Source organism: Sulfurimonas aquatica, assembly GCF_017357825.1.
GTDB classification, from domain to species: domain Bacteria; phylum Campylobacterota; class Campylobacteria; order Campylobacterales; family Sulfurimonadaceae; genus Sulfurimonas; species Sulfurimonas aquatica.
Genome location: NZ_CP046072.1, coordinates 2,731,978 through 2,755,952 on the forward strand (window position 1 = coordinate 2,731,978; position 23,975 = coordinate 2,755,952).

The window sequence follows — 23,975 nt, forward strand, 5'->3', positions numbered from 1 at the left end:
GGACCATAAGATGAAAAAAATAAGAATTATATTACTAGTTACACTGCTTCTAAATATTACGATTTTAAATGCTGACACACAATTAGATTTACGCAAACAAAATGGCTATAGTTATTTCACCGCATCCACACAATGCATGAACTTTAGTACGGACTACACTACGGTTAGTGGAGATAATATTTCCACAAATGCTAGCTCAAACAATCAAGTTTATAGCACAGGATCTATTTTTAATCTAAATAATAAATTTGCCTTCTCGACTGAGGTAACTACAACTCTTTTCCCTCAACGCGCATATGAGCAAACATCCATAAATGGTGTTTTGTCACAAAAAAATTATGCAGATATGATGAATAATTCACTTCAAGGACTTGGCCACTATAAATTTAGCGATGAGCATAGGGTAGTTTTTGGTTCTCTGTATAATATAAGTAGCTGGAAACGCTATAAGTTTATAGCTCCCTCTGGACCTGAGTCAACATCTAATGTTATAGAACAAAGATCAATGACATTAGCTTTACAGATTGGCTACTGGTACGAAGACTATTTCTTAGAAGATTCAAAATTGCACCTTAGCTTTCGATCATTAGTCGGCTTACCAATTTGGGGTACAACTGAAAACACTTCTGATGATGTTGTATTCTCAAATAGAGGAGGATACAATGTCGACATTGTTTTAAATATTGGCTACCCTCTATATGACAATAAAGAGTATGGATTAATGCTTGGATACTCAGAAATAAATAGAGATTCAGCACGAGAAGGTACTATAATCGTACCTAAAGGAAATATCCAAAATACATCTATAGGTCTTTATGTGGCATTTTAGAGTTATGATAGGATACTCAATTTACAATTTATCGCTACAATAGATAATATGATGCAAACACTCAACAAACAAGAACTTTTCAATCTTCTCTCTTCGCGTTTTGATTCGCAAGAGAAGAGACTCTCACAGATTCCGGACCCAGCTCTACTTCAAGACGCTTCAAAGGCCGCTAAAAAAATAGCGGATGCCATAAGAGAAAACAAGAAAATCACTCTTGTTGGTGATTACGATGTTGATGGTGTTAGCTCGACCGCCATAATGGTTGATTTTTTTAGACAGATTCCTTATCCTCTTGAGGCGATCATTCCAAATCGTTTTCGTGATGGTTATGGCGTTAGTCCAAATGTGTTAGAGAGAATAGATGCGGACTTAGTTATAACGGTAGACAATGGTATCTCAGCCGTTGGAGCAGCTCAGATATGTAAAGAGAGAGGCATAGAGCTTATCATTACAGATCATCATACTCCTGGAGATATACTTCCTGAAGCTTTTGCTATCGTTGATCCTAAACTCTCTTCTTGTGAGTACCCATTTACAGAGATATGTGGAGCACAGGTTGCTTGGCTATTACTTGCTCTAATCAAACGCGAGCTCTCCCTTAAAATAGACATGAAGCAGTTTTTAGACATTTTAGCTATCGCTATCATTGCAGACATAATGCCACTCATAGACATTAACCGCACTATAGTCAAAGAAGGTCTAAAGCTTATTGAGAGTTCAAATAGACCCGCTTCTATAATCATCCGAGACTTTTTAAACAAATCTAATATCACTTCAGAAGACATAGGCTTTCAGATTGCTCCGCGTTTAAACTCTGCTGGTCGTCTTGAAGATGCTTCTATCGCGTTAGAGTTTTACACAGCTACAGATACAAACAAAGCCTACAAGCAGTTTGAACTCCTAGGTAAGCTTAATGAGCTTAGAAAAGAGACGGAAGCAAAAACGACAAAAGAAGCTATCGAGATGGTTGAGAGTTTTGATGCCCTACCTCATGTCATAGTTGTAGCAGGAAAAGGATGGCACGAAGGCGTTGTCGGAATAGTAGCCGCAAGACTTGTAGATAAATTTGGCAGACCTGCGATTGTCCTTAGTATAGAAGAAGGGTTTGCAAAAGGGAGTGCCCGAAGCATTGGCGAGGTAAATATTTATGAGCTAATCAAAGAGAATAAATCTTACTTAAGTAAATTTGGCGGACATAAAATGGCTGCTGGAATGGGTCTAGAAGAAGAGAACATATCAACTTTTAGGGATGCTCTAAACGTTACTGCTTCACAACTAGACCCTAAAGACTTCATCCCAACCGAGCAAGTAAGTGGAATCCTACAGATGGAAGATGTTGATCTTGAGTTACTCTCACTTCTAGAAAACTTTGAACCCTATGGAGAAGCAAATCCAAGACCTAGTTTTCTTCTTAAAAATGCGCAAGTAGTAAACATAAAACTAATGGGTGCAGATAAGTCACACTCTAGGATTGAAGTAAAACAGCATCAAGATAGTAGTAAAACTATAGAACTTATTGCATTTAGAACAGTCTTTGAGATGCCTCACGATAAAAAGATAAGCTGTAGCTACACTGTAAATAAAAATGAGTTTAACTCCAGAATCACTCCTCAACTTCTTATTAATTCAATATACTAAAAAAACTCTTGAGAGTGCTTGTTCACAATTTCATCACATTTAGTTTCTCTTTTTAGTTTCTCTTAGATATACTAAATCTTTAGAGCTATAATTAAGTATCCATTATGTAAAATATAAGCAAACAGGAGTTTCAAATGAAAAATAATATTTTTGAAGATTTAAAACAAAAAGTAGATTCTGATAAGAGTCATATGTCACGTCGTGATGCCTTAAAGTTTATGGGAATCTCTCCGATTGCAGCATCAGTTCTAGCAACTACTACTACATCTTCAGTTGCAAATGCAAGTGAAGATGTTCAAGGTAAAATTGTTATTGTTGGTGGTGGAGCTGGTGGAATAATGGCACTCTCTCGCCTTAGTAGTACTATTAAAAATCCAGATATTACTATCATTGCTCCAAATGAAGTTCACCTCTATCAGCCTGGTCAAGTCTTTGTTGGTGCTGGTGAGATGAAAGTTGAAGATCTCAAAATTGATAACAACAACTATATAGACCAAGACAAAGTAACTTGGGTTAAAGATGAAGTTGCTACATTCGATGCAGATAACAACTTAGTTGTAACGCGAGCAGGCAAAGAGATAAAGTATGATGTTTTAGTTGTGGCTTCAGGTATACAGTACCATTATGAGCAAATCAAGGGTCTTAAAGAAGAGGACATTGGAACAAATGGTATAACAAGTGTTTATCTTAGTGACTTAGAAAAAGGTACAGCCGTAGGTGCGACTGCTACTTGGGATTGGTTTAACGAGCTCAAAGAAGCTGCAAAAACTAAAAAACCAAAAGTTATATACACACAACCAAACACTCCTATAAAATGTGGTGGAGCACCTCAAAAGATGCTCTATCTAAGTGCTGACTTCCTTAAACAAGATGGATTAAGTGCAGAGTACAGTTTTGTAAGTAGTAAAAAAGAGCTCTTTCACCTACCAGAAGTTGATAAGGCACTCCATGAAGTACAATCTGGATACGACAAGATTACAAGTATGTTTAAACATCACCTCAACTCAATAGATGTAAAAGCTAAAAAAGCTACATTTATTCATGCATATGAAAAAGAGGTTTATGATGAAGATATGGAAGAGACTGAAGTTGTAAGTTTTGCAGACAAAGTTGTTATGGACTATGATTTTATTCATATCGTTCCACCGATGAGTCCTGTGGATTCAGTTGTAAAATCCAAGCTTATAAATGATGCTGGCTGGTTAGATGTAGATAAAAATAGCCTTCAACATAAACGCTATAAAAATGTATTTGGTATTGGTGATGTATGTGGTATCCCAATGGGTAAAACTGGTGGGTCTGCTCGTCACCACGGTCCAATTTTAGTAGATAATATTATCTCTTTTATGAAAAAAGAGGAACCTAAAGCTATATTTGATGGCTACACTGTTTGTCCTATCAAAACTCAGTACGGTAAGATTATGATGGCCGAGTTTAATTATGATGGACCAGCTCCAAGTTTTCCACTAGCTATCGACCAATCAAGATGGGTTTGGTGGGCATTTGACTTGTATATGCTAAAACCTATGTACCAGTACCTAATGCTACCAGGCAGAATGTAGTATTAGGTAGATGACCCACATAGATGTTTGAGAGAGAAAACTGTACTAAAGCCCGCTCAGAAGTAACTGCTTTTAGTGTCTTAAAAGATGATAGAGTGGCATTTAGTACACAAGTACATGGTGCTAAAATATTTTCATCCATCAGCTGTAGTTCTATTAAAAATCTCTCCATAGAACTACTTGGCTATCAGACAACTGCGGTGGCGTTTAGTACAGAGTACGACCTACTTGCCTTTGCTAACTCAAATACTATCTATGTAATTAACACTAACAACAAAGAGCTCCTCCAAACCATACATACTAACGATGGAATCATCGAACTTATCTCTTTTGTTCCCAACTCAATGTATCTCGTAGCAGGAACAAAACAGGGTCGCGTTCTTCAGTATAGATATGATGGACGCTCACAACTCTCAAGAATATGCTCTTTTGGGCATGGTTCCAAGTCCACTGGAAGACTGAAAAATAACTATGTAAGCGCCTTTGCTTCAAATGATGAGTACTTCGCGTTTAGTGGTTTTGGTGGGATAATCACCGTTCTGAAGATGCACTCACTTGCAAATAAACATAGTATCGAATCCTCCTATGTAAGAATAAACGCCCTATGTTTTTTAGATGGCTACAGACTAGTGAGTGGAAATGTTGATGGACTCATACAGATTCACTCTCTTATAAATATAGACGAGTGTAAAAATATTGACACGCCCTTTATTAACATCAAGCAGATTTTAGTTATGCCAAATCCAAAGTATATTATGGTTTGTGCCGAATCTAAAAATCTTATCATTATAGATACCCACACTGCTAAAGTTGTAAGTAGAAACTATCTCAGCTTTGAATCAGATGTAGCAAGGATAGCGCTTACCTTAGATAATCATCTCCTTGTTGTACTAGAAAACAATCTTATAGAGAAAATACAACTACCCTCTAAAGAGCTTATCAAGGAGCACCTTGTAAATAATGAACTCCACAAAGCTTACGAAATAATAGAGAATGACCCTATGCTAGAGGGAACACGTGAATATAAACGCGTTGAAGTACTATATGATAAACTCTATACTCAAGCAATAACCTCTCTCATAAACGGTAATGCTAAAGAAGCAAGAGAACTGCTTGCTATGTTTAATGAGTTAGAGAGTAAAAAAGATGATATAAAGCAGATGTTTAAAGCTTTTGAATACTATCCAAGGTTTAAGACACTTTATCTTGAGAAGAAGTATGCCCTAGCCTATGCAATGTCGGATAAGCATCCTGTGCTACAACATACGATGCAGTATCAAAAAATGGAAGAGGTGTATAATGAAAACTTCTCCTTCGCACAAAAACAGATACTTAGAGGCAGACTTGATGTTGCTAAAGAGATTCTTATGCCATATACTACCGTGGCATCAAAAAAAGATACTATAAAAATAGTACTTCGATACTCTAGTGAGTATATTGCTCTCTTAAAAGCGATAACTCAAAAGGACTTTATAGAGGCCGAGGAGATTGTGAAGAGAAATAAACAACTTTCAAAACTTCCTATGTATGATTCTTTTAAAAATGCAACAGACAATGCGTTGATACAAGTCCAAGAGTTAATACATGAGGGTGAAATCGATCTTGCCATCAAGCATATCAAACAGCTAATGAAAAACCCAACACTCAAAGAGAAACTTCAAGCACTCTATAGGGAGTGCATGATAGTAAGAAAACTAGAACAGACTTATGAGAAAAAAGAGTTTAGAGAGTGTTATGAGATTATGGACAGAAGTGTTTTTTTAGGCAACCTGGAGCTTAGTGAGCAGTTAGAGATTCACTGGGCTAAGCTGATGAATGAGTGTGAGGAACATGCTCTTAAAGGTGATCTAAAAAGTATTAAAAAAGTTTTAGGCGATTTAATACTTGTAAAATCACGTGTAAATAAAATAGGCGATCTCATTCGCGTTAGCTTTCATACTAAAATAAAATTTTTAATGGCAAAAAAGAGTTTTGGAGCTGCTGAGAGTATCATCTACTCTTACATAGATATCTTTGGAACAGATAGAGAGGCTCTTGTCCTTATGAAAACATACGAGAAAGCATCAAATAAAAAACTAGCCATTACAAGCACTCAGATAGAAAGAGTACCAAGAAACCATTGGCTTAGTTCCCCTATGATAGTTGAGCAGGAGAAGATTTAGCACCCATCATCTCTACTAAGTTATTAGAAGTATCTTCAAAACTCTCTTTTATTCTTGCACCTTGAGAGATAAACTTCTGCATCGCATCTTTTTTATTTATAGCCTCATCAAGTTCAGGGTCAGTCCCTTTTGTGTACGCGCCAATGCGTATAAGTGTTTCATTCTCTTTTAAAAGTGTATAGAGCCTTCTAAAACGCATCACTGCACGGAAATGCTCTTGAGATATGATGTCGTTCATTACTCTTGATGCTGAGTTTAAAATATGTACTGGAGGATAGATACCAAAGTCTGTCATCTCACGCGAAAGTACTATGTGGCCATCTAAGATTGAACGCGATTGATCAGCGATAGGATCACTCATATCATCCCCTTCTATTAAGACTGTAAAAAAAGCGGTAATAGACCCCTTACCTTTCTCTTTTCCAGCACGTTCCATCAGTTGTGGCAGAAGTGTTAAGGATGATGGTGGATACCCTTTTGAAGTTGGTGGCTCACCAAGGGCTAGACCAATCTCGCGTTGTGCCATAGCAAAACGGGTAACAGAATCCATAATAAAAAGAACATCTTTACCTTGGTCTTTGAAGTGCTCAGCTACACTCATAGCGGCAAACGCACCATACTTTCGCATAAGAGGAGAGTCATCTGACGTTGCAACTATAATAACAGTATTTTCAAGGTTACCACCCAAGTTTTTCTCTATAAACTCAGGGACCTCACGTCCTCTCTCACCAATGAGTGCTACAACTTTTATGGGAGCATCAGAACCGCGGACAATCATACCCATAAGAGTAGACTTCCCTACCCCACTTCCAGCAAAGATTCCAAGTTTTTGTCCCTTACCGCATGTCAGTAGTCCATCTATGCTCTTAACGCCAACACTAAAGACCTCATCTATCATTCCGCGTTTCATCGCAGCTATGGGAGACTTTATGATTGGGACGAGTTTAGTATTATGGATACTTCCTCTATCATCAATCGGCCTCATAAATGGATCAACAACGCGACCCAAAAGTTCATCGCCAACAGGAATATTTAGCCCAGCAGAGTCTAAAAAAACTTTATCGCCTGATCGAAACCCCTCTACAAAACTAAATGGAGTTATAAAAAATGTAGGACCATCTATCTCTGTAACCATACCTACAGTCTCAAGAGCACTATCCTCTGAGACTATTTTAACCATATCACTTATACTGACTCTCAAGCCCTTTGCAGTAATGACTGTGGCATTTATCTTCACCACCTGACCAAATGATACGGAGTGGCTTTTTGCTGAGATTCTTGTCTTAAGTGAGGAGAAGGGCATTTTCTAGTATCTACTAGCCGTTGGAGAGTTTATGAGAGAGAAAAACTCACTTCTTGTTTTTTCGTCTCTTTTAAAAAGACCTCGAAGGGCGGATGAAGTAGTCGTAGAGTTTATCTTCTCAACACCACGCATCTCCATACACATATGACGAGCCTGTATGACAACAGCTACTCCTTTTGGCGTGATAGTATCCATAATCGCATCGGCAATCTGCTCAGTAAGCTGCTCTTGAATCTGCATACGGCGAGCAAAAACATTTACTACACGAGGAATTTTTGAAAGACCCACAACCTTTCCATCTGGAATATATGCAACATGCACACGCCCAATAATAGGAAGCAGATGATGCTCACAAGTAGAGTAAAACTCTATATCTTTAATAAGAACCATCTCATCATTAGAGCTTGTAAAAAGTGCTTTTGCAAGTATCTCTTTTGGATCTTCTTTATAGCCACCATAGATAAACTCATATGCTTTTTTTACTCGCTTTGGCGTTTCAAGAAGCCCTTCACGCTCCGGATTTTCGCCTACATGAAGCATCATTGATTTTACGGCATTTTCAAATTCTAAATCTTTACTGTCTGACATTTCTAGCCTCTACTGTTTTAATAGTGTAGCATATCAATAAATAGCTGAGAAAGTGATTGAAGCTCTTAGTTATTTTTTAATGTAATCTTATTTCTAGCAATACTATTTTCAGCTTAATTGGTATTTCTGTAATTCTACCAATAAAGAGACTAAATAATAATTTTATCTCTTCCATTCTCTTTTGCAAAGTATAGTTTTTTATCTGCGTTTTTAATCATATCATCCAAGGATTTGTCATATTCAGATATCTGATGTATGCCAGCGCTAAACCTATACATTATAGAGTCTTGTCCTATCTTAACCCCATTGCTTTGTATAATTCTACTTCTGATACGATTTAAAATTTGCAAAGCATCCTCGGCTGAAGTGTGAGGAAGCATAACGATAAACTCCTCTCCTCCAAATCTATATGCCTGGTCTCCATCCCTTATGATAGATCTTATGTGACGTGCAAAATCTTTTAGCACTATATCCCCAACATCATGTCCATAAGTGTCATTTACTTTTTTAAAATGATCTAAATCAAACATGGCTACACAAAGTGGATAATTGTACCTTTTTGCATTGATAAACTCTTTTTGACCATTTTCTTGTAGAAAATGTCTATTATAGAGTTTAGTTAGTGAGTCCGTTATAGAATCTTTAAAAAAATGGTTTTTCTCTGCTTCAAGTTTATAATGCTCGATTGTTTTACTAAGCATAATGTTAAAAGGTATTTGAAATTTTTTTAATATATCAATCTGATACTGCTGAAGAGTTTTGTCTGCATCAAATACAAAAAATATCACTCCGATAACTCTGTTTATGTCATCAATGGCTATAAATCCATATATAAGCTGTTCAGCCTTAAAGTCTAGATCAAATAGATGCGATAGCTTTTCAACAGATACTGAAGAGTTTAAAAACATCTCAGGGTATCTCTCTTTAACGTCTGAAATAGTTATTTCGGATTTATATGCTCTTTTATTTGTAGAGTCAAAAAGCACGACGTCGCCGTCTACAAAACCAAAGGAGACGCTCCTTTTAATATCAAAAAGTTCAGCCATATCTTCATGAACCTTGTTTATTACTTCAAAAGCATTTGTATTATAGGCAACCTCTGTAAAGATTTTTGTAAGTACCTCTTGCGCTCTGGTTAATAGTTTTACATCTCTTGTATCATTAAACTTTAAAAACAGTCCAACGTCCAAATCCCTAAGTTGCGTAAATATTGTTTCAATGAACTCTTTTTTTATTATGGAGCCATGCTGGGGCAAAATCATATCCAACTCATACTTGGAGATGTTGTCAAGTCCATGATTTACTATCTCTCTAGTTGGCATATAGTGCGTATGAAATGGTTTCATCTGTTCAAAATAGCTCTGGGCGTCTTTTGCATAGAGTTGAAATGTTTCTGTAAATCCACCAAAAATGTCGCTACTAAATAGAATCTTATTATTTGAGTCATAACTACAAAACGCGCCTGGGAAATGCATATATGGCGTAAATATAAATTTTAGTATTGTCGACTTAGTTTTTAATTCCCAGTCATTCTCCTCTATCTCATAAAAATCCACGCCCCAGTCATAATGTTTTAGCAGCGCTATGGTTCTCCAATGTGATACAACCATACGCCCCTTCGTGCCAATTTCGGAAAATATATCTTCAATACAGGCTGTTATATCTGGGTCTTGGTGCTGAGTAACAAAATATTTTATATCTTCTAGTGGCATTATCTGCAAAATCTTTTTACGCGTTTCAGCCCATGTAATCTTTGAACCGGGATCTATCAAAATGGACTCATCGCCATTTTTTATTAGATAAACGTGGCATTGAAAAGGATCGTTTGGTATAACGTAACCAACCCAGTATATATTTTTCGCAATTTCGATTGGGGAATTTATTTCATTCATATTTAGCCTTTTTTAGCATTACTTATCTTTTAATACTAAACTATTACTCCTAGAGATAATATCTTCTAGTTTTATTAATGAATCTATCTCATCATCGACTATACTAAACTCTTTAGAGCTCAGCGTTACATCTGTCCCATGAAAAAACTCTGCCTTTAGAAACTCTTCTATATTTATCTCACAAGAAGAGTCACTAACTACTACAAAATCATCTCCATGCACTCTAAATATAAGTTTATCAGGAAACTTTGTTTTCAAAAAATCTGAAAATGCTTGTAAAAGTTTATCTCCCTTGTGCCAACCATAGGTCTCATTGTAGTTAGCAAACTTATGCATAAAGAGAACAGATAGATCAGAAAATTTTCTTGTATCTACATTTTTTACTAAAAGTAAATTTAGATAATTTGGATTGTAGAGTGAAGTGAGTTGGTCTTTGTAAAAGTAAGCAAAACGCTCCTCTTCAAGCTCTGTTTTTGGAAGCTGTGATATATCATTGCTTATCTCTACACTAGAGAGAACATTTACTGCGCTCTTAACAACTTCAGGATCAAAGTGAATACCACTTAATGATTTTATCTCTGCTATAGCTTCTTCTATACTCTTGCGTGCCTTATAGATTCTACTCGTTGTCATAGCATCAAAGGCATCTGCTACTATCATGATTCTAGCCATAGGAGGAATCTTGTCACCCTTTAGGCCATGAGGGTATCCTGATCCATCATAGTGCTCATGATGTGCTATTATTATCTCAATAAATGACTCATACATAGGTATCTTCTCAAGTACAGTACGACTCATATTTACATGCTCTTGGATAATTTTATACTCTAAGTTATTGAGTTTTCCAGGCTTTAGTAAAATAGCGTCAGGTGTGGTTATTTTCCCTATATCATGAAGTATTCCCGCTCTATATATGAGTTCACACTCTTTTTTGGTATATCCCATATCTTCTGCCATGAGCCTGGAGTACTTTGCTACCCTTTGGGAGTGACCTCCCGTATAAGTATCGCGTTTATCTATCATCGTAACCAATGATAGTATGGTCTTCTCATAGTTTTCACTCTGCTCTTTTGATTTTTCTTCAACAAGAACTTCAAGGTTTACTTTATACTGCTCATTTTCTTTAAATCTTTCAAGTTTATAGAGAATTTTATAAAGTGTTTCATTTATCTGCTTAAAGTCTGCAGGCTTTATGATGTATCCACTAACTCCAATGCGAATCGATTCTAAAAAGTAATCACTTCGAGAGTATGCAGAGACTACTACAATGTCTTGCGCATCATTTATCTTTTTAATCTCTGTAGCCATCTCAATGCCATTCATGCTTGGCATCTCTATGTCTGTAATAACTAAGTCATATCTAGAGTTTTTGTACAGCTCTAAACCCTCTTTACCATCAAATGCTACAGCTACTCTCTTAAAAAAACTCTCAAGATAGTGCAAAAAACTACTCCGCACACTCTCATCATCTTCCACATATAAAACAGTATAATTCTGTGCTAATTTTTTGAGCTCTACGATTGGAGTCATCTACTCTCTTCCTTTAGTTCTTCTTTGGCTATCTTTGGTACTCGCACGCTAAAGCAGGCTCCCTCTTTAGTGTTTTTTACACTTAATGTCCCGCCTAAGTGCTTCTCTACTATAGTTTGTGACATATAAAGACCTAAGCCTGTACCATTTCTTTCATCTTTAGTTGTAAAGTAAGGCTCAAATATTTTTTCTAAAAGCTCAGGCTCTACTCCACCTGCGTTATCACAAATCTCTGTAATGATGTCTTGTTCATCTTCTCTTATAGTTATAAATATTTTAGCGTCTTTTATCTCATTTTCCAAAAGTGCTTCTTTAGCATTTTTAATTAGGTTGATATAGACTTGAAGCAGCTCTCTAGAGTATGTTGAGATAATAAGTTGGGATTTGATCTCTTTAATAACTTCTACATTGTGGTTTACAAGCGAACTTCCTATAATGCTTAAGGCCTCTTCAAGCACTAAACTAAACTGTGTATCTTCGCGTTTTTTATTTGGCTTAAAAAAGTCTCTAAAGTCATCTATAGTTTTAGAGAGATGCTGTGTTTGTTCAAGTATCTCTGTAGCGAACTTCTCTAGGGATGCATCATTTATAGTCCCTAACGCCGTATCGACAATGATATTGTTAGCTCCCATAGCGATAGTCGATATAGGTTGGCGCCACTGATGAGCTATCATACCTATCATCTCACCCATTGCGGCATGACGAGATTGAGAGAGCATAATCTCCTCTTGTTTATGGAGCTCGTCTTCTAACTTTTTCTCTTTAGTGAAGTCGGTAAGACTCCCAACGACCCCCATTATCTCTCCATTTTCCGCTCTTAGCGGCGATTTTACGACTAACATATAAGCCTTCTCCTCATTAGGGTATTTTACCCACTCAAAATGTGAAGTCGCTTCTTTTTTTGAAAATATATCTTTATCATTGTCATGAAATCTTTGAGCTATCTCTTTATCAAAAAAATCATTATCCTTATGTCCTATGATCTGCTCTTGAGTCCTACCTAATAATTTTTCAAAAGCCAAGTTACATGCAAGATAGTTAAACTCTTTGTCTTTAACAAAGATCAGATTATCAATAGAGTTGATAATCTTCTTAGTAAACTCATGACTTCTTTGTAGCTCAACTCCAGCTTCTTCTATCTGCGTAATATCATCAAATACAACTAGACTGCGTTCATTCTCATCAAGTTTCAACTTTTGTGCTTTGAGTGTATAGATTTTCTCTTCATCTATGTTTATCTTTACCCTATGTTGTATGCTTGGATTTGCATATATATACTCTAGCCAATTTATCCCATCCATTTGCGTATGCACATAACCCTCTTCATTTACAAAATAGTCACAAAAACAATCATGCTCTTTTTTAAATGCTTCTATTGATTCATATTTAGTTATTTTAAGCAACTCCAAGTTTACTCTATCTATTACCGCTCCATTTGTTGTAAATACTGGGTCAGGCATAGAGTCAAAGACTAGCTTTAGGTACTCTTCGTTAAACCTTAGTAGTTCGTGCTGTCTCTTTTTTTCCGTTATGTTTTCAAAAAGACACTGGGCTTGCAAAAGCTTATTATCCTTACTATATGTAGCTTCAATGTCCAGGTTTATAATAACTATCTTTGCATTTTCTCTTAAAACTTCCAACTCAATATCTTCTATTAAGCCTTTACTTTGTAACTCTCTAAAGCATTTTCCAAATACCTCTTGTGATTTTGGTGTCAAAAAATCCTTAAAATCTCTTCCAATCACCTCTTTTTCTTCATATGCAAACTCTCGCATCCAGCGTCTATTTACCATAAGTATATGGCCATCTTTATCAAGTGATTGGTAAGCTTGTGGAGCGGACATGAAAAGATGTTCAAACTTCTCCTTGCTCTCTTTGAGTTTGTTTAGATACGACTCATAGAGCTTTTCTAAGTACTTTTGTACTTTCTTTGTAGAGAAGTATGTATAGATAAGTATAAATCCAAGTATTAGGATAATAGTGCTCACAACAATCATCAACATATTGTTACGTTGGGTATAAAAAGCACTTAAGTCTTGAAATGCAACTATCTCAGCTTTTACTTCGCCCTTGTAATCTTTCAAAGGAAGCTTATGAAGATAAAACATTTTCCCATCAATATCTAAGACATAGTTATTACTAAAGTCATATCTTTTCTCAACTAAACGCTCTAGATATTTTTGCATTTTTGAGTCTATATCACTCATTAGTGTATACTCATCAAATATATACTCACTACGAGGACCTCTGTAACTCTCTAAGGATTCATTACTGACAAATAAAAGGGCATCATAACCAAGAAATTTTTTAAATCTCTCAACGAGATAGTTAGGATTTAGTCCAAGCTCTAAGGCACCTAAATAGGTACTGTTTTGATCAAATATTGGCGTTATAATTCTTTGTGCAATTGAGTTACATGCACTCTCATAGCCTATGATTTTTTTATGATTTTTATGTACCTCTTCTATCATCTCTCGAGACATAGGCATCTTATCCCCATACTTATCGGGTTTATTTAAACGTAAAAATGAACTTCCATCTGCCAAGTGGAAATGTAAAACACTAAAATAATAATTCTCCTCCTGAAATAATTCCCATCTCTCTTTTAGTGAATCATAAAGCTTATCTCTCTGTTTTGTAACAATATAGTTTTGTGTGTGATGCATAGTTAATATTCTACGGGAGAGGTAATCATGTCTTTTGAGAAAAACATTTTGAATGTTAAGCATACTTGTATGGAGTTTTTCATTCTCTTGGCTTATAATGGTATTGATTCTATCTTCAAAAAAGAGATAGATAAATAATGAGAGCATAAGAGTTACTATAAATAGGGCCATAATTGTATATCTTATATACTGTGCTCTTAAAGAAGTGAGATTTAACTGCTTCATTTTATTAAACCTTTTAATACTATGTATCTGTAGTATTTTATTATATCTAATATTAGTGTAGAGTTAATGCAAAAGTGTAGAAAATTGACGGAGAAAGGGCTCTTTTAGAAGTCTATATTTCTAAAAGAGCATTTGTTTATGATATATTGTTTTAGTGTACTAAAACATGTGGAACGATAAGAGGATACTTCTTCATTTTTCTAAAGATGTGCTTTCTAACAACTTGACGAAGGTCATTTTCTAAAGCTCTTGAGTTCTCTATAAGTCCTGGCTTGATGTTTGTTAAGAAAATTTCTAGAACATCTTCCATCTCTTTAGCAAATGCTTTATCTTGCTTATCAGCAACGATACCAAATGTAGTAACTTTTGGCTTGTCAAGCATTTTAGAGTTTTGCTCACTTACTTCAACAACCATCATTACGATACCATCAGTTGCAAGTTTTTGACGATCAAGAACGATGTCATCTTCAATCTGGTGATTGTTTTGGTTGTCTATGTAAGTTTTACCAGTTTTCACTGTTTTAACTTTTCTCATGTACTTAGGTGCGACTTCTATCTGCTCACCATCTGTCATAAGTAAAATATTTCTCTCAGGAACACCACACATCATTCCTGTCTCTTTATGCTTTGTAACGTGGTTATACTCACCGTGAATTGGTAAGAAGAATTTAGGATTAACTAAACGCAGCATTAACTTCTGCTCTTCCATAGAAGCATGGCCAGATACGTGAATATCTTTATCATGCGTTACTTTTGCACCTGCACGTTGTAGGTGATTTAACATTCCAGAGATAGAACCTTCATTTCCAGGAATAGCACGAGATGAAAGAACAATTAAATCAGTTGGTTTGATTTTAATGTGTCTATGCTCGCCAATACTCATTCTAAATAGTGCAGAATTCGCTTCACCCTGAGAACCAGTTGTAACGATAAGAACTTCTTTATCGTTCATACGAGCTACTTCATCAGCATCAATGAAGATGTTTTTAGGAAAACGTACATAATCATACTGCATTGCTATTTCAATATTACGCTCCATAGAACGCCCTATTACACAAACTTTACGACCATACTTAATACCATACTGTATAGCTTGTTGTACACGGTGGATGTTTGAACTAAATGTTGAAAGAAGGATTCTTCCCTCTGCTCTTGAAAAAACACGATCAAGCGCTGGACCAACACTAAGCTCTGAACCTGTTGGAACAGTGTTGTATGAGTTAGTTGAATCACTCATCAGACATAAAACACCCTTATCACCATAGTAAGCTAAACGGTGTAAATCTGCAGTATAACCATCAACAGGAGTATAATCTATCTTGAAGTCACCCGTATGAATAATAGTACCAGCATCAGTAGTAATTGCAATTGATGAAGAGTCAATGATAGAGTGAGTCATGTGCATCCACTCAACTTGGAAATCATTACCAATCTTAATCATTTGTCTTTTTTCAATTGGGTTAAAGTACTTTCTGTACTCTTTCATGTGATGCTCATCAAACTTATTTCCAATCATTGCTAATGGAAGTGATGTACCAAATATTGGAAATTGCATCTCTTTATATAGGTATGGCATTGCACCAATATGATCTTCGTGAGCGTGAGTAATAACTACACCAACGATTTTATGCTTGATTTCACGTAGATATGTAAAGTCAGGAACTAAAATATCTACACCATGCATATCTTCATCTGGAAAGCTCATTCCAACATCTACAAGAATCGCTTCTTTGTCTGTTTCAAATACTGCAATATTTCCACCGATCTCGCCAAGACCACCTAGTGGTGTTATACGTACTTTTGCAGTTGAGTTTAAATCAAGTTTATAGTGAGGGTTAAGTCTTTGCTTATGTGCTTCTTGGTTTTTTGTAACAAAAGCTCTTAAGTTTTCATCAACTGGCGTTGGCTGTCTACGGTGACGGTTTCTATTTTTGTTGTTGTTAGGCTTATTGCCCGCAGGCTTATTTCCTGTCTTTTCACCATTACCTCTGTTTTGATTAGGGTTAGGTTTACGATTATTGTTTGGTCTTCTATTGTTGTTGTTACTGTTTTGTTTGTTGTCTGATAAAGGTACTGCTGTATTAGGTGCTGTTTTTTCAGCAACCCCGCTATTTTCTTCTGCCATCCAAACTCCTTTTATTTTATTAATGTATAGAGTTGGTGATAGTCTTTAGTGGAAACTTGATGAGGACGAGTCGTTTGTATAAGTTTTAGCTTTTCAAAAACTTCTTGAAGTAAACTTTTTTCATACTTTGCAGATAGATTTTTCATAAGAGTTTTTCGAGGTTGGCTAAATGCAACTCTTAGCATATCCTCGAAATCTTTATCACTTCTATCTGTTTCTTTTTGTATAAGAAAAACTGCAGAGTCTATTTTGGGCTGAGGATCAAACGCTGTTGGTGGAACTTTTACAATTATTTTTGCAGTTCCTACACTTTGGGTAATAATACCCAAAGAACCAAATACTTTTTGACCTTCAATAGCACAAAATTTCTCTGCCACTTCAAGCTGTACCATTACAAGTATATTTTTACACATTGGATCTGCGAGTGCTTTTAGGATGATATTTGTCGCAATATAATAGGGCAGGTTCGCCACTAAATCATACGGTTCATCAACTAAGCTACTCTTCCAAGCTTGTAGAACATCCCCACAATTGATGTGGAGTCGCTTGGTAGCAATCTCTTCTTTAAATGTACTTTGTAATAGTTTACACAAATCGGTATCTACCTCAAAAGCTTCAACACTTTTGACATCAACTAAAAATTTAGTTAAATCACCTAAGCCAGGCCCAATTTCAACAAGTCTATTCTCATTTTTGGGCATCGCTTCGACTATTTTTACTAAAATCGATTGGTCTTTAAGAAAGTTTTGTCCAAACTTCTTTTTTGCTACTACACTTTCTTTATTCATAACCGGTATATTATACCTTATTTACTTACAAAAAGGTAATAGATGCTAAATAAATGAACATTCGTTACTTTATGCACCTAATGCACTTATCTTTTCATCAGATACTGCACCTAAACGTCTTTCAAGTCTACTAATCTCTTCGAACAACTCTTTTGCTGTTGCTTGCATTTTTTTAAACTCTGTTTTCACTCTCTCTTTATCATCTGCATCTATATCTTTTATCTTAGAGTCAAAGAAGTTTGTGAAAAAACCTTTTTTTGGTACTGCTGAAAAATATATATTAAAAATATTTGAATATGTAGTATGAAAACTCAAATGAAGTTTTTCTATATTTTGCATACATTCGAGTGGATTATTAGAGAGTGAACTTAGAAGTTGTCCACTACCATAAAACCATAGTCCAAAATCACACTCTGTTGGATTTACTGGAGTAGCACTTTTTTGTATTTCAAAACCATTCATAAGTCTTCTAGCATGATCAACCCACTCAGTATGAGATAATTTTGCAACTTCTACTTGAGCGAGTACATCTTCTTTGTTCATTAATTGCCTTTAATAAAATAACCTTAGATTATAGTCCCTGCTTTATTAAAAAGAGATAAATTGCTCCTAATCTTTATCAGCACTTTTACATATGTTTCACGTGAAACACACAACAAAATATAAGTCTAAAAAGATATAATTGCATTTATATACTTCTCTGTATGAGAAGCTCCATAAACAAAGGTATATTTCATTATGAACTATTTTGCAAAAAGAATAATTCCTTGTCTTGATGTTAAAGATGGACGAGTTGTAAAAGGTGTAAACTTTGTAGGCTTAAAAGATGCAGGAGATCCTGTTGAAGTTGCACGCCGATATAATGAAGAGGGTGCAGATGAACTTACATTTTTAGACATAACAGCATCTTCTGATAATCGTGACACTATAGTAGATATAGTAGCTCAAGTAGCTCGAGAGATTTTCATCCCCTTAACTGTAGGTGGTGGAATACGTAAGTTAGATGATATATACAAACTTTTAAATGTAGGCTGCGATAAGGTAAGTGTAAACTCAGCTGCCATTAAACGCCCAGAACTTATAGATGAAGGTGCTAAGCGTTTTGGTTCTCAATGCATAGTGACTGCCATAGATGTTAAAAGAACAGGTGACAAGTACCATGTCTTTTTAAATGGTGGCCGCGTTGATACAGGCCTTGATGCTGTAGAGTGGGCAAAAGAGGTAGTAGGGCGCGGTAGTGGAGAGATACTTCTTACTTCGATGGATGCAGATGGAACAAAGGCTGGATTTGAGCTAAACATCACTGAGCAAATATCTCGCGCAGTAAACGTGCCAGTAATAGCAAGTGGTGGAGCCGGTACGATGGAGCATATAAAAGATGCATTTACTCACGGTGCTGATGCTGCACTTGCTGCTAGTATCTTTCACTATAAAGAGATAGATATAATGGATCTCAAACGCTACTTACATAAAGAAAACATACCCGTTAGATTATAAACTCTAAAGAAGTGATTTAGTTCTTGTAGAAATAGAACTCTTCTTAGAAACAATGAAATAAATTTAAGGAATAATAAAATGATCATATGTGCTGGAAATAGCGAAAACTTTAGTTTTGCACAACCGATGGGTGTAGGACTTGTTGAGACTGCCATGAACCTAACTCGTCTTTGTCTTTTTGATAAACCAGAATTTTTACTCTTTGTTGGAACTGCTGGAAGTTATGGAGATGCAAAACTCTTCGACATAATAGAATCTAAAACAGCTTCAAACATAGAGTTAGCATTTCTTTCTAATGATGCGTATACACCTTTAGACAATGTTGTCACAACAAACATAACTAACGAAAAAGATATAGTAGTTAACTCTTCTAACTATATATCTACAAACGCAGAACTAACTAAAAACTTTTTAAAGTTTGGAGTAGGGATAGAAAATATGGAATTTTTTGCCATATTGAAAATTGCTCAAGAGTTTGGAATACCTGCTGGTGGTGTTTTTTGTATAACAAACTATACTGATGAAAATGCCCATGAAGATTTTATAAAAAATCATGAAAAAGCAAAAGAGCTTTTAGAAGCTCACGTTATAAAAAGAATCAAAGAGCTAACGTCAGTATGAGTGAGCTAAAACCATCGCTAATGGATTACACTCAAAAAGAGTTAACAGAGTTAATCAAACCATCCTTTCGTGTAAAACAGATATATGGATGGTTATACCATAACTATGCAAGTTCATATGAAGATATGAAAAATATTCCAAAGGCACTTAAAGAAGAGTTGTCTCAAAAATATCTAGTTAACCCTTTAACTATTAAACATAAAGAGAAATCTAGTGATGGAACAATAAAGTATCTTCTAGAGCTTCAAGATGGTAAAACAATGGAAGCTGTTTGGCTAAAAATGAAAGATGAACTTATAGATGAGTCTGGAAATGTCTACCAAGAAGCTAAGTATACCATCTGTGTTTCAACGCAAGTTGGATGTAAAGTAGGGTGCACATTTTGCTTAACGGCAAAGGGTGGTTTTACTAGAGACCTTAGTGCTGGTGAGATAGTAGCCCAAGTTGTTACACTCAAAAAAGATAACGAACACAAACATAACCGTAAACTCAACATTGTTTATATGGGTATGGGTGAACCTCTTGATAACCTAGCAAACCTCGCAAAAGCTATTCAGATATTTAAAGAGGAAGAGGGGTTAGCCATAGGTGGTAAACGCCAAACAGTCTCTACAAGTGGTCTTAGTACAAAAATAGATAAGCTAGGGGAAATGGACCTAGGTGTTCATATAGCTATATCTCTTCATGCTGTTGATGATGAGCTTAGAAGTGAGCTTATACCTATGAATAAGGCACATAACATCAACTCCATTATAGAAGCTGTTAAACGCTTTCCAATTGACACACGAAAGCGCGTTATGTTTGAGTACCTAGTTATAAAAGATAAAAATGATGACTTAGGCTCTGCAAAAAAGTTAGTAAAACTACTAACAGATATAAAAGCAAAAGTAAACCTTATCTTTTTTAACCCTTATCCAGGAACAGAGTATAAGCGACCAAGCAGATCAGATATGGTTGCCTTTCAAGAGTACTTAATTAAACATGGACTTCTGTGTACTATACGTGACTCTAAAGGGATAGATATAAGTGCGGCTTGTGGTCAACTCAAAGAGAAGACTGAACAAGATGAGCTTGAAAGAGAAACTCTATAATGAATTATGTAGATATTGGTCAGATAATTTTTCTTCTTATAGTATTCGCTATTGGTATCACTGGTTTTGTCCGAGCGGTAAATAGCGATGATAAAAAATAGCTATGTAATCCTTATACAACCAAAAATATGCTAAACTTTAATTATAAAATTAAGGAGTAAATTATGGCTGAAAAAACAGATGCAGATAGAATAAAAGAGATATATAAACTATGTAAAGGTCACTTTGGTGATGTTAGGTTCGTAGGACTAAAGTACCATAGCCAAATAGGTTGGGTAGCAAAAGCTCAATTTAATAGCGATGAAGTGGGTAATCTAACTTCTGATGGTAAAACAAGTAGTGATGCTCTGAGAGCTTTAAGAAATCGTATTAAGAAGATAATCAAGAGATATAACGGCGTTTAAAGAGAGTAAGGCGACCAACACACCAGGGAGGTCGTCTATGAGTGTAATAATACCAAAGTATTCTTATAGAAAACTAACAGAATATTTTTAAAATAAAACAAATCATTTGTGCTAAAAACCCCTTTAAAAAAATATTATCCTATCCCTCAAATTTCAAAATTTTCTTAAAAGTGTGTAGTATTCACACATTGTTCTAAAGCGTGAATGAAATAGGCTTTTAACATAAAAAAATATAGAAATTTCTAGAATTATTAAGAAAAAATTTATATAAATATAAACTGAAATAAAATAAAATAATCTTTGAAAGCCCTATAATAGGGGTTATAAAGAAATTATTAGAGTATATAAATTATTTATATACATTATAAGTGAAAAACTTAAAGTTATTCACACTCAAGATGATTAAAACAAACATCTTCGAAATTTACATTGCTTTTTATATTATAAACTTTATCATAAAGCTCAAACTCTAATTCACAAGCATGTAGTAATAATCTAGTAGCGCCACTCTTTCTTACTCTATCAGCTGGCGTTAACTCTCTATCAAGAAATTTAACCATATCCTCATTACTCTGTCCATATATAGGATCACCAACTATTGGATGTTTCACGTGAAACAAATGAACGCGTATTTGATGCTGTCTGCCTGTATGAGGTGAACACTCAATAAGAGTCATATCTTTATCTTTAAAATACTTTAGAGGCTTAAAAGAGGTTTTAGACGCTTTTCCGCTCTCATGAACTTTAACAACCATACGAACAACAGCACTCTCATCTTGAGCTCTCAAAAGTGGAGCCTCAACTATAGCCTCCTCCTTAAATTCTCCGTGAACCAAGGCAAGATATTTTTTTTTCATATCTCTCTCTTGAAACATCATCTTAATCTCGCGTTCACTACTTTTATTTGTAGAGCAAAGAACAAGTCCGCTTGTCTCTTGATCGATTCGATGTCCGATATTTGCATCCATGCCAAACTGATTTTTTAACTCATCTATTAGGGAGTAGGGCGTAGCTTTCGTTTGAGGATGCACTAAAACGCCACTTGGCTTATCAAAGACTACAAACTGCTCTTCAACATAAGTAGGAATAAGTCCTTTAGTAATGGGTTCAAAGTAGATAAACTCTATCTCACCTTCAATCTCTCCAGCAGTTTTTAGCATCTTCTCACCATTAACAAGTATGCGTCCCTTAGATATATAGCGCTGTGCTTCTCTTTGAGGATAGTTAAATTCATTCATCAAATAAAACAGTGCTTTTTGTTTCTCTTTAACAAAGTACTTCTTCTTTACAAATGGCATACTTAATTCCTCTATTATGATACTTATAGTAAAATGCCACTATTGATATACGAGCCATAATGAGCAAAGCCCATTATAACTGCATGGACTCAAAGTCCCTACAATCCCCTAAAGCTACAAAAACTAATGTTTTTGAGATAGGTCGTAATGTCACATATTTAATAAGTCGAATTTTAGCATAAATTTATAAGAGACAAACCTGAAGGAATAGAAATGGTAGAGAGATATTCAAGACCAGAGATGGCAGAAAAATGGACACAACATGCAAGATATGCAGCATGGCTAGAAGTTGAAAAAGCAGCTGTAAAAGCTTGGGCTAAACTTGGAAAGATTCCTCAAGAAGACGCAGATAAAATTGTAAAAAACGCAACATTCTCAGTAGAGAGAATCGAAGAGATAGAAGCTGTAACTAAACATGACTTAATAGCGTTTAATACAAGTGTTAGTGAATCTCTTGGAGAAGAGTCTAGATGGTTTCACTATGGTATGACATCTTCAGATGCAGTAGATACTGGAGTAGCTCTTCAGATGAAAGCTTCTTTAGAGATTATTATCGCTGACGTAAAAATGCTTATGGCATCTATCAAAACAAGAGCAGAGGAACACAAGCTTACATTAATGGTTGGTCGTTCACACGGTATTCATGGTGAGCCAATTACATTTGGTTTAACTCTAGCTGTTTGGTATGATGAAATGGCTCGTCACTTGCTAAACCTAGAGCAGACTATGGATGTTATATCTGTAGGTCAGATCTCTGGTGCAATGGGTAACTTTGCTCACGCTCCATTAGAACTTGAAGAGTATGCAATGGCTGAGCTTGGTCTAAAACCTGAACCTTGTTCAAACCAAGTTGTTCACCGAGATAGATATGCAAGACTTGCAACGGCGTTAGCATCTATGGCTTCTTCTATAGAGAAGTTTGCTGTACAAGTAAGACACCTACAACGTACAGAAGTATATGAGGCTGAGGAGTTCTTTGCAAAAGGACAAAAGGGAAGCTCTGCTATGCCTCACAAACGTAACCCTATCCTAACAGAAAACATAACTGGACTTGCTCGTATGATTCGCTCTTATGCTATGCCTGCTATGGAGAACGTTGCGTTATGGCATGAGCGTGACATCTCTCACTCATCTACTGAGCGTTTTTGGTTACCAGATGCATTTATCACAACTAACTTTATGCTTCACCGTATGAACAGCGTTATATCTAAACTAACTGTTTATCCAGAGAACATGATGAAAAACTTAAACCTAACAGGTGGACTAGTTTTCTCTCAGCGTGTTTTACTTGAACTTCCACTTCAAGGCGTATCTCGTGAAGATGCATATAAAATAGTTCAAAGAAATGCAATGAAAGTTTGGGAAGAGATTCAACAAGGAAAGCCTACTACAAATGAAGCTGGTGAATCACTATACCTTAACCACTTATTAGCAGATGAAGAGTTAAGAAACTCACTTAGCGAAGAGCAAATTCGTGAGTGTTTTAACTATGATTATTACACTAAGAATGTTGACAACATTTTCAAACGCGTTTTTAAATAACAGCCTCTAGCATAGCCATTTGGTTATGCTAATTATTAGTTAAAATAATGCTAATATTTGGGTGTTACATTTACACTTAATTTTAAAAAAACTATCTCTAATTTAAACTCCAATTAACTATACTTAGATAAAATCCAACTAACTTAAAATATTTTTTCGAGAAGAATTTTTTAAATTTTTATCCAAAAAATATTTACTATAACTTCAGGAAAGC

18 protein-coding genes are annotated in these 23,975 nt (G+C 35.5%); 9 read left to right on the forward strand and 9 right to left on the reverse strand.

The features are described 5' to 3' along the window. The first annotated feature begins 10 nt into the window (after positions 1–10). The 4 genes from GJV85_RS13095 (at position 11) to GJV85_RS13110 (ending at position 6,191) form a co-directional block, all read left to right on the forward strand. Positions 11–829, forward strand: a complete 819-nt coding sequence (locus GJV85_RS13095; protein ID WP_207561815.1) for a hypothetical protein — start codon at positions 11–13, stop codon at positions 827–829. Positions 830–880: 51 nt separating this feature from the next. Next, positions 881–2,467 (forward strand): single-stranded-DNA-specific exonuclease RecJ, encoded by a 1,587-nt coding sequence (gene recJ, locus GJV85_RS13100; protein ID WP_242689799.1) that lies wholly within the window; start codon positions 881–883, stop codon positions 2,465–2,467. Positions 2,468–2,601: 134 nt separating this feature from the next. Further along, the gene (locus tag GJV85_RS13105; protein WP_207561817.1) at positions 2,602–4,029 is read left to right on the forward strand and encodes an NAD(P)/FAD-dependent oxidoreductase; all 1,428 of its coding nucleotides are present in this window, start codon (positions 2,602–2,604) and stop codon (positions 4,027–4,029) included. 23 nt (positions 4,030–4,052) lie between these two features. Further along, a complete protein-coding gene (locus GJV85_RS13110) occupies positions 4,053–6,191 on the forward strand; it encodes a WD40 repeat domain-containing protein (RefSeq protein ID WP_207561818.1) in 2,139 nt (712 codons plus the stop codon). On the opposite strand, the gene fliI is transcribed toward GJV85_RS13110, so the two are convergent. From fliI to GJV85_RS13150, 8 genes are all read right to left on the reverse strand, one after another. Then, the gene (gene fliI, locus GJV85_RS13115) at positions 6,163–7,494 is read right to left on the reverse strand and encodes a flagellar protein export ATPase FliI (protein ID WP_207561819.1); all 1,332 of its coding nucleotides are present in this window, start codon (positions 7,492–7,494) and stop codon (positions 6,163–6,165) included. The genes GJV85_RS13110 and fliI overlap by 29 nt on opposite strands. A 3-nt stretch (positions 7,495–7,497) precedes the next feature. Beyond that, complete coding sequence (gene folE, locus GJV85_RS13120) at positions 7,498–8,082, reverse strand: GTP cyclohydrolase I FolE (RefSeq protein ID WP_207561820.1); 585 nt, start codon at positions 8,080–8,082, stop codon at positions 7,498–7,500. Positions 8,083–8,231: 149 nt separating this feature from the next. Next, positions 8,232–9,974: an oxygen-binding di-iron domain-containing protein gene (locus GJV85_RS13125; protein WP_207561821.1), complete on the reverse strand. Its 1,743-nt coding sequence runs from the start codon at positions 9,972–9,974 to the stop codon at positions 8,232–8,234. A gap of 18 nt (positions 9,975–9,992) precedes the next feature. Continuing rightward, complete coding sequence (locus GJV85_RS13130) at positions 9,993–11,504, reverse strand: bifunctional diguanylate cyclase/phosphohydrolase (RefSeq protein ID WP_207561822.1); 1,512 nt, start codon at positions 11,502–11,504, stop codon at positions 9,993–9,995. Beyond that, on the reverse strand, positions 11,501–14,395 hold the full coding sequence (locus GJV85_RS13135) for a PAS domain S-box protein (RefSeq protein ID WP_207561823.1): 2,895 nt from the start codon (positions 14,393–14,395) through the stop codon (positions 11,501–11,503). The genes GJV85_RS13130 and GJV85_RS13135 overlap by 4 nt, the downstream gene beginning before the upstream one ends. Before the next feature lie 151 nt (positions 14,396–14,546). Further along, positions 14,547–16,520 (reverse strand): ribonuclease J, encoded by a 1,974-nt coding sequence (locus tag GJV85_RS13140; protein WP_207561824.1) that lies wholly within the window; start codon positions 16,518–16,520, stop codon positions 14,547–14,549. Positions 16,521–16,531: 11 nt separating this feature from the next. Further along, a complete protein-coding gene (gene rsmA, locus GJV85_RS13145; RefSeq protein WP_207561825.1) occupies positions 16,532–17,308 on the reverse strand; it encodes a 16S rRNA (adenine(1518)-N(6)/adenine(1519)-N(6))-dimethyltransferase RsmA in 777 nt (258 codons plus the stop codon). Positions 17,309–17,377: 69 nt separating this feature from the next. Then, positions 17,378–17,851 (reverse strand): CZB domain-containing protein, encoded by a 474-nt coding sequence (locus tag GJV85_RS13150; protein ID WP_207561826.1) that lies wholly within the window; start codon positions 17,849–17,851, stop codon positions 17,378–17,380. 195 nt (positions 17,852–18,046) lie between these two features. On the opposite strand from GJV85_RS13150, the gene hisF reads away from it, so the two are divergent. The 4 genes from hisF to GJV85_RS13170 all read left to right on the forward strand — a co-directional run bounded on the left by hisF (position 18,047) and on the right by GJV85_RS13170 (position 20,921). Continuing rightward, complete coding sequence (hisF, locus tag GJV85_RS13155) at positions 18,047–18,805, forward strand: imidazole glycerol phosphate synthase subunit HisF (RefSeq protein ID WP_207561827.1); 759 nt, start codon at positions 18,047–18,049, stop codon at positions 18,803–18,805. Positions 18,806–18,883: 78 nt separating this feature from the next. Continuing rightward, on the forward strand, positions 18,884–19,426 hold the full coding sequence (locus GJV85_RS13160) for a phosphorylase family protein (RefSeq protein WP_207561828.1): 543 nt from the start codon (positions 18,884–18,886) through the stop codon (positions 19,424–19,426). Continuing rightward, positions 19,423–20,517, forward strand: a complete 1,095-nt coding sequence (gene rlmN, locus GJV85_RS13165; RefSeq protein WP_207561829.1) for a dual-specificity RNA methyltransferase RlmN — start codon at positions 19,423–19,425, stop codon at positions 20,515–20,517. The genes GJV85_RS13160 and rlmN overlap by 4 nt, the downstream gene beginning before the upstream one ends. A 164-nt stretch (positions 20,518–20,681) precedes the next feature. Then, the gene (locus GJV85_RS13170; RefSeq protein ID WP_207561830.1) at positions 20,682–20,921 is read left to right on the forward strand and encodes a glycoside hydrolase family protein; all 240 of its coding nucleotides are present in this window, start codon (positions 20,682–20,684) and stop codon (positions 20,919–20,921) included. A gap of 383 nt (positions 20,922–21,304) precedes the next feature. On the opposite strand, the gene GJV85_RS13175 is transcribed toward GJV85_RS13170, so the two are convergent. Continuing rightward, positions 21,305–22,219, reverse strand: a complete 915-nt coding sequence (locus tag GJV85_RS13175; protein ID WP_207561831.1) for an RluA family pseudouridine synthase — start codon at positions 22,217–22,219, stop codon at positions 21,305–21,307. 213 nt (positions 22,220–22,432) lie between these two features. Between GJV85_RS13175 and purB the strand changes: the two genes are divergently transcribed. After that, positions 22,433–23,761 (forward strand): adenylosuccinate lyase, encoded by a 1,329-nt coding sequence (purB, locus tag GJV85_RS13180; RefSeq protein WP_207561832.1) that lies wholly within the window; start codon positions 22,433–22,435, stop codon positions 23,759–23,761. Positions 23,762–23,975 lie beyond the last annotated feature (214 nt).

Bases quoted from the DNA above. Each gene is read 5' to 3' on its own strand.
- GJV85_RS13095 (WP_207561815.1), top strand. From the start codon at position 11: ATGAAAAAAATAAGAATTATATTACTAGTTACACTGCTTCTAAATATT.
- recJ (WP_242689799.1), top strand. From the start codon at position 881: ATGCAAACACTCAACAAACAAGAACTTTTCAATCTTCTCTCTTCGCGT.
- GJV85_RS13105 (WP_207561817.1), top strand. From the start codon at position 2,602: ATGAAAAATAATATTTTTGAAGATTTAAAACAAAAAGTAGATTCTGAT.
- GJV85_RS13110 (WP_207561818.1), top strand. From the start codon at position 4,053: ATGTTTGAGAGAGAAAACTGTACTAAAGCCCGCTCAGAAGTAACTGCT.
- fliI (WP_207561819.1), bottom strand. From the start codon at position 7,494: ATGCCCTTCTCCTCACTTAAGACAAGAATCTCAGCAAAAAGCCACTCC.
- folE (WP_207561820.1), bottom strand. From the start codon at position 8,082: ATGTCAGACAGTAAAGATTTAGAATTTGAAAATGCCGTAAAATCAATG.
- GJV85_RS13125 (WP_207561821.1), bottom strand. From the start codon at position 9,974: ATGAATGAAATAAATTCCCCAATCGAAATTGCGAAAAATATATACTGG.
- GJV85_RS13130 (WP_207561822.1), bottom strand. From the start codon at position 11,504: ATGACTCCAATCGTAGAGCTCAAAAAATTAGCACAGAATTATACTGTT.
- GJV85_RS13135 (WP_207561823.1), bottom strand. From the start codon at position 14,395: ATGAAGCAGTTAAATCTCACTTCTTTAAGAGCACAGTATATAAGATAT.
- GJV85_RS13140 (WP_207561824.1), bottom strand. From the start codon at position 16,520: ATGGCAGAAGAAAATAGCGGGGTTGCTGAAAAAACAGCACCTAATACA.
- rsmA (WP_207561825.1), bottom strand. From the start codon at position 17,308: ATGAATAAAGAAAGTGTAGTAGCAAAAAAGAAGTTTGGACAAAACTTT.
- GJV85_RS13150 (WP_207561826.1), bottom strand. From the start codon at position 17,851: ATGAACAAAGAAGATGTACTCGCTCAAGTAGAAGTTGCAAAATTATCT.
- hisF (WP_207561827.1), top strand. From the start codon at position 18,047: ATGAACTATTTTGCAAAAAGAATAATTCCTTGTCTTGATGTTAAAGAT.
- GJV85_RS13160 (WP_207561828.1), top strand. From the start codon at position 18,884: ATGATCATATGTGCTGGAAATAGCGAAAACTTTAGTTTTGCACAACCG.
- rlmN (WP_207561829.1), top strand. From the start codon at position 19,423: ATGAGTGAGCTAAAACCATCGCTAATGGATTACACTCAAAAAGAGTTA.
- GJV85_RS13170 (WP_207561830.1), top strand. From the start codon at position 20,682: ATGGCTGAAAAAACAGATGCAGATAGAATAAAAGAGATATATAAACTA.
- GJV85_RS13175 (WP_207561831.1), bottom strand. From the start codon at position 22,219: ATGCCATTTGTAAAGAAGAAGTACTTTGTTAAAGAGAAACAAAAAGCA.
- purB (WP_207561832.1), top strand. From the start codon at position 22,433: ATGGTAGAGAGATATTCAAGACCAGAGATGGCAGAAAAATGGACACAA.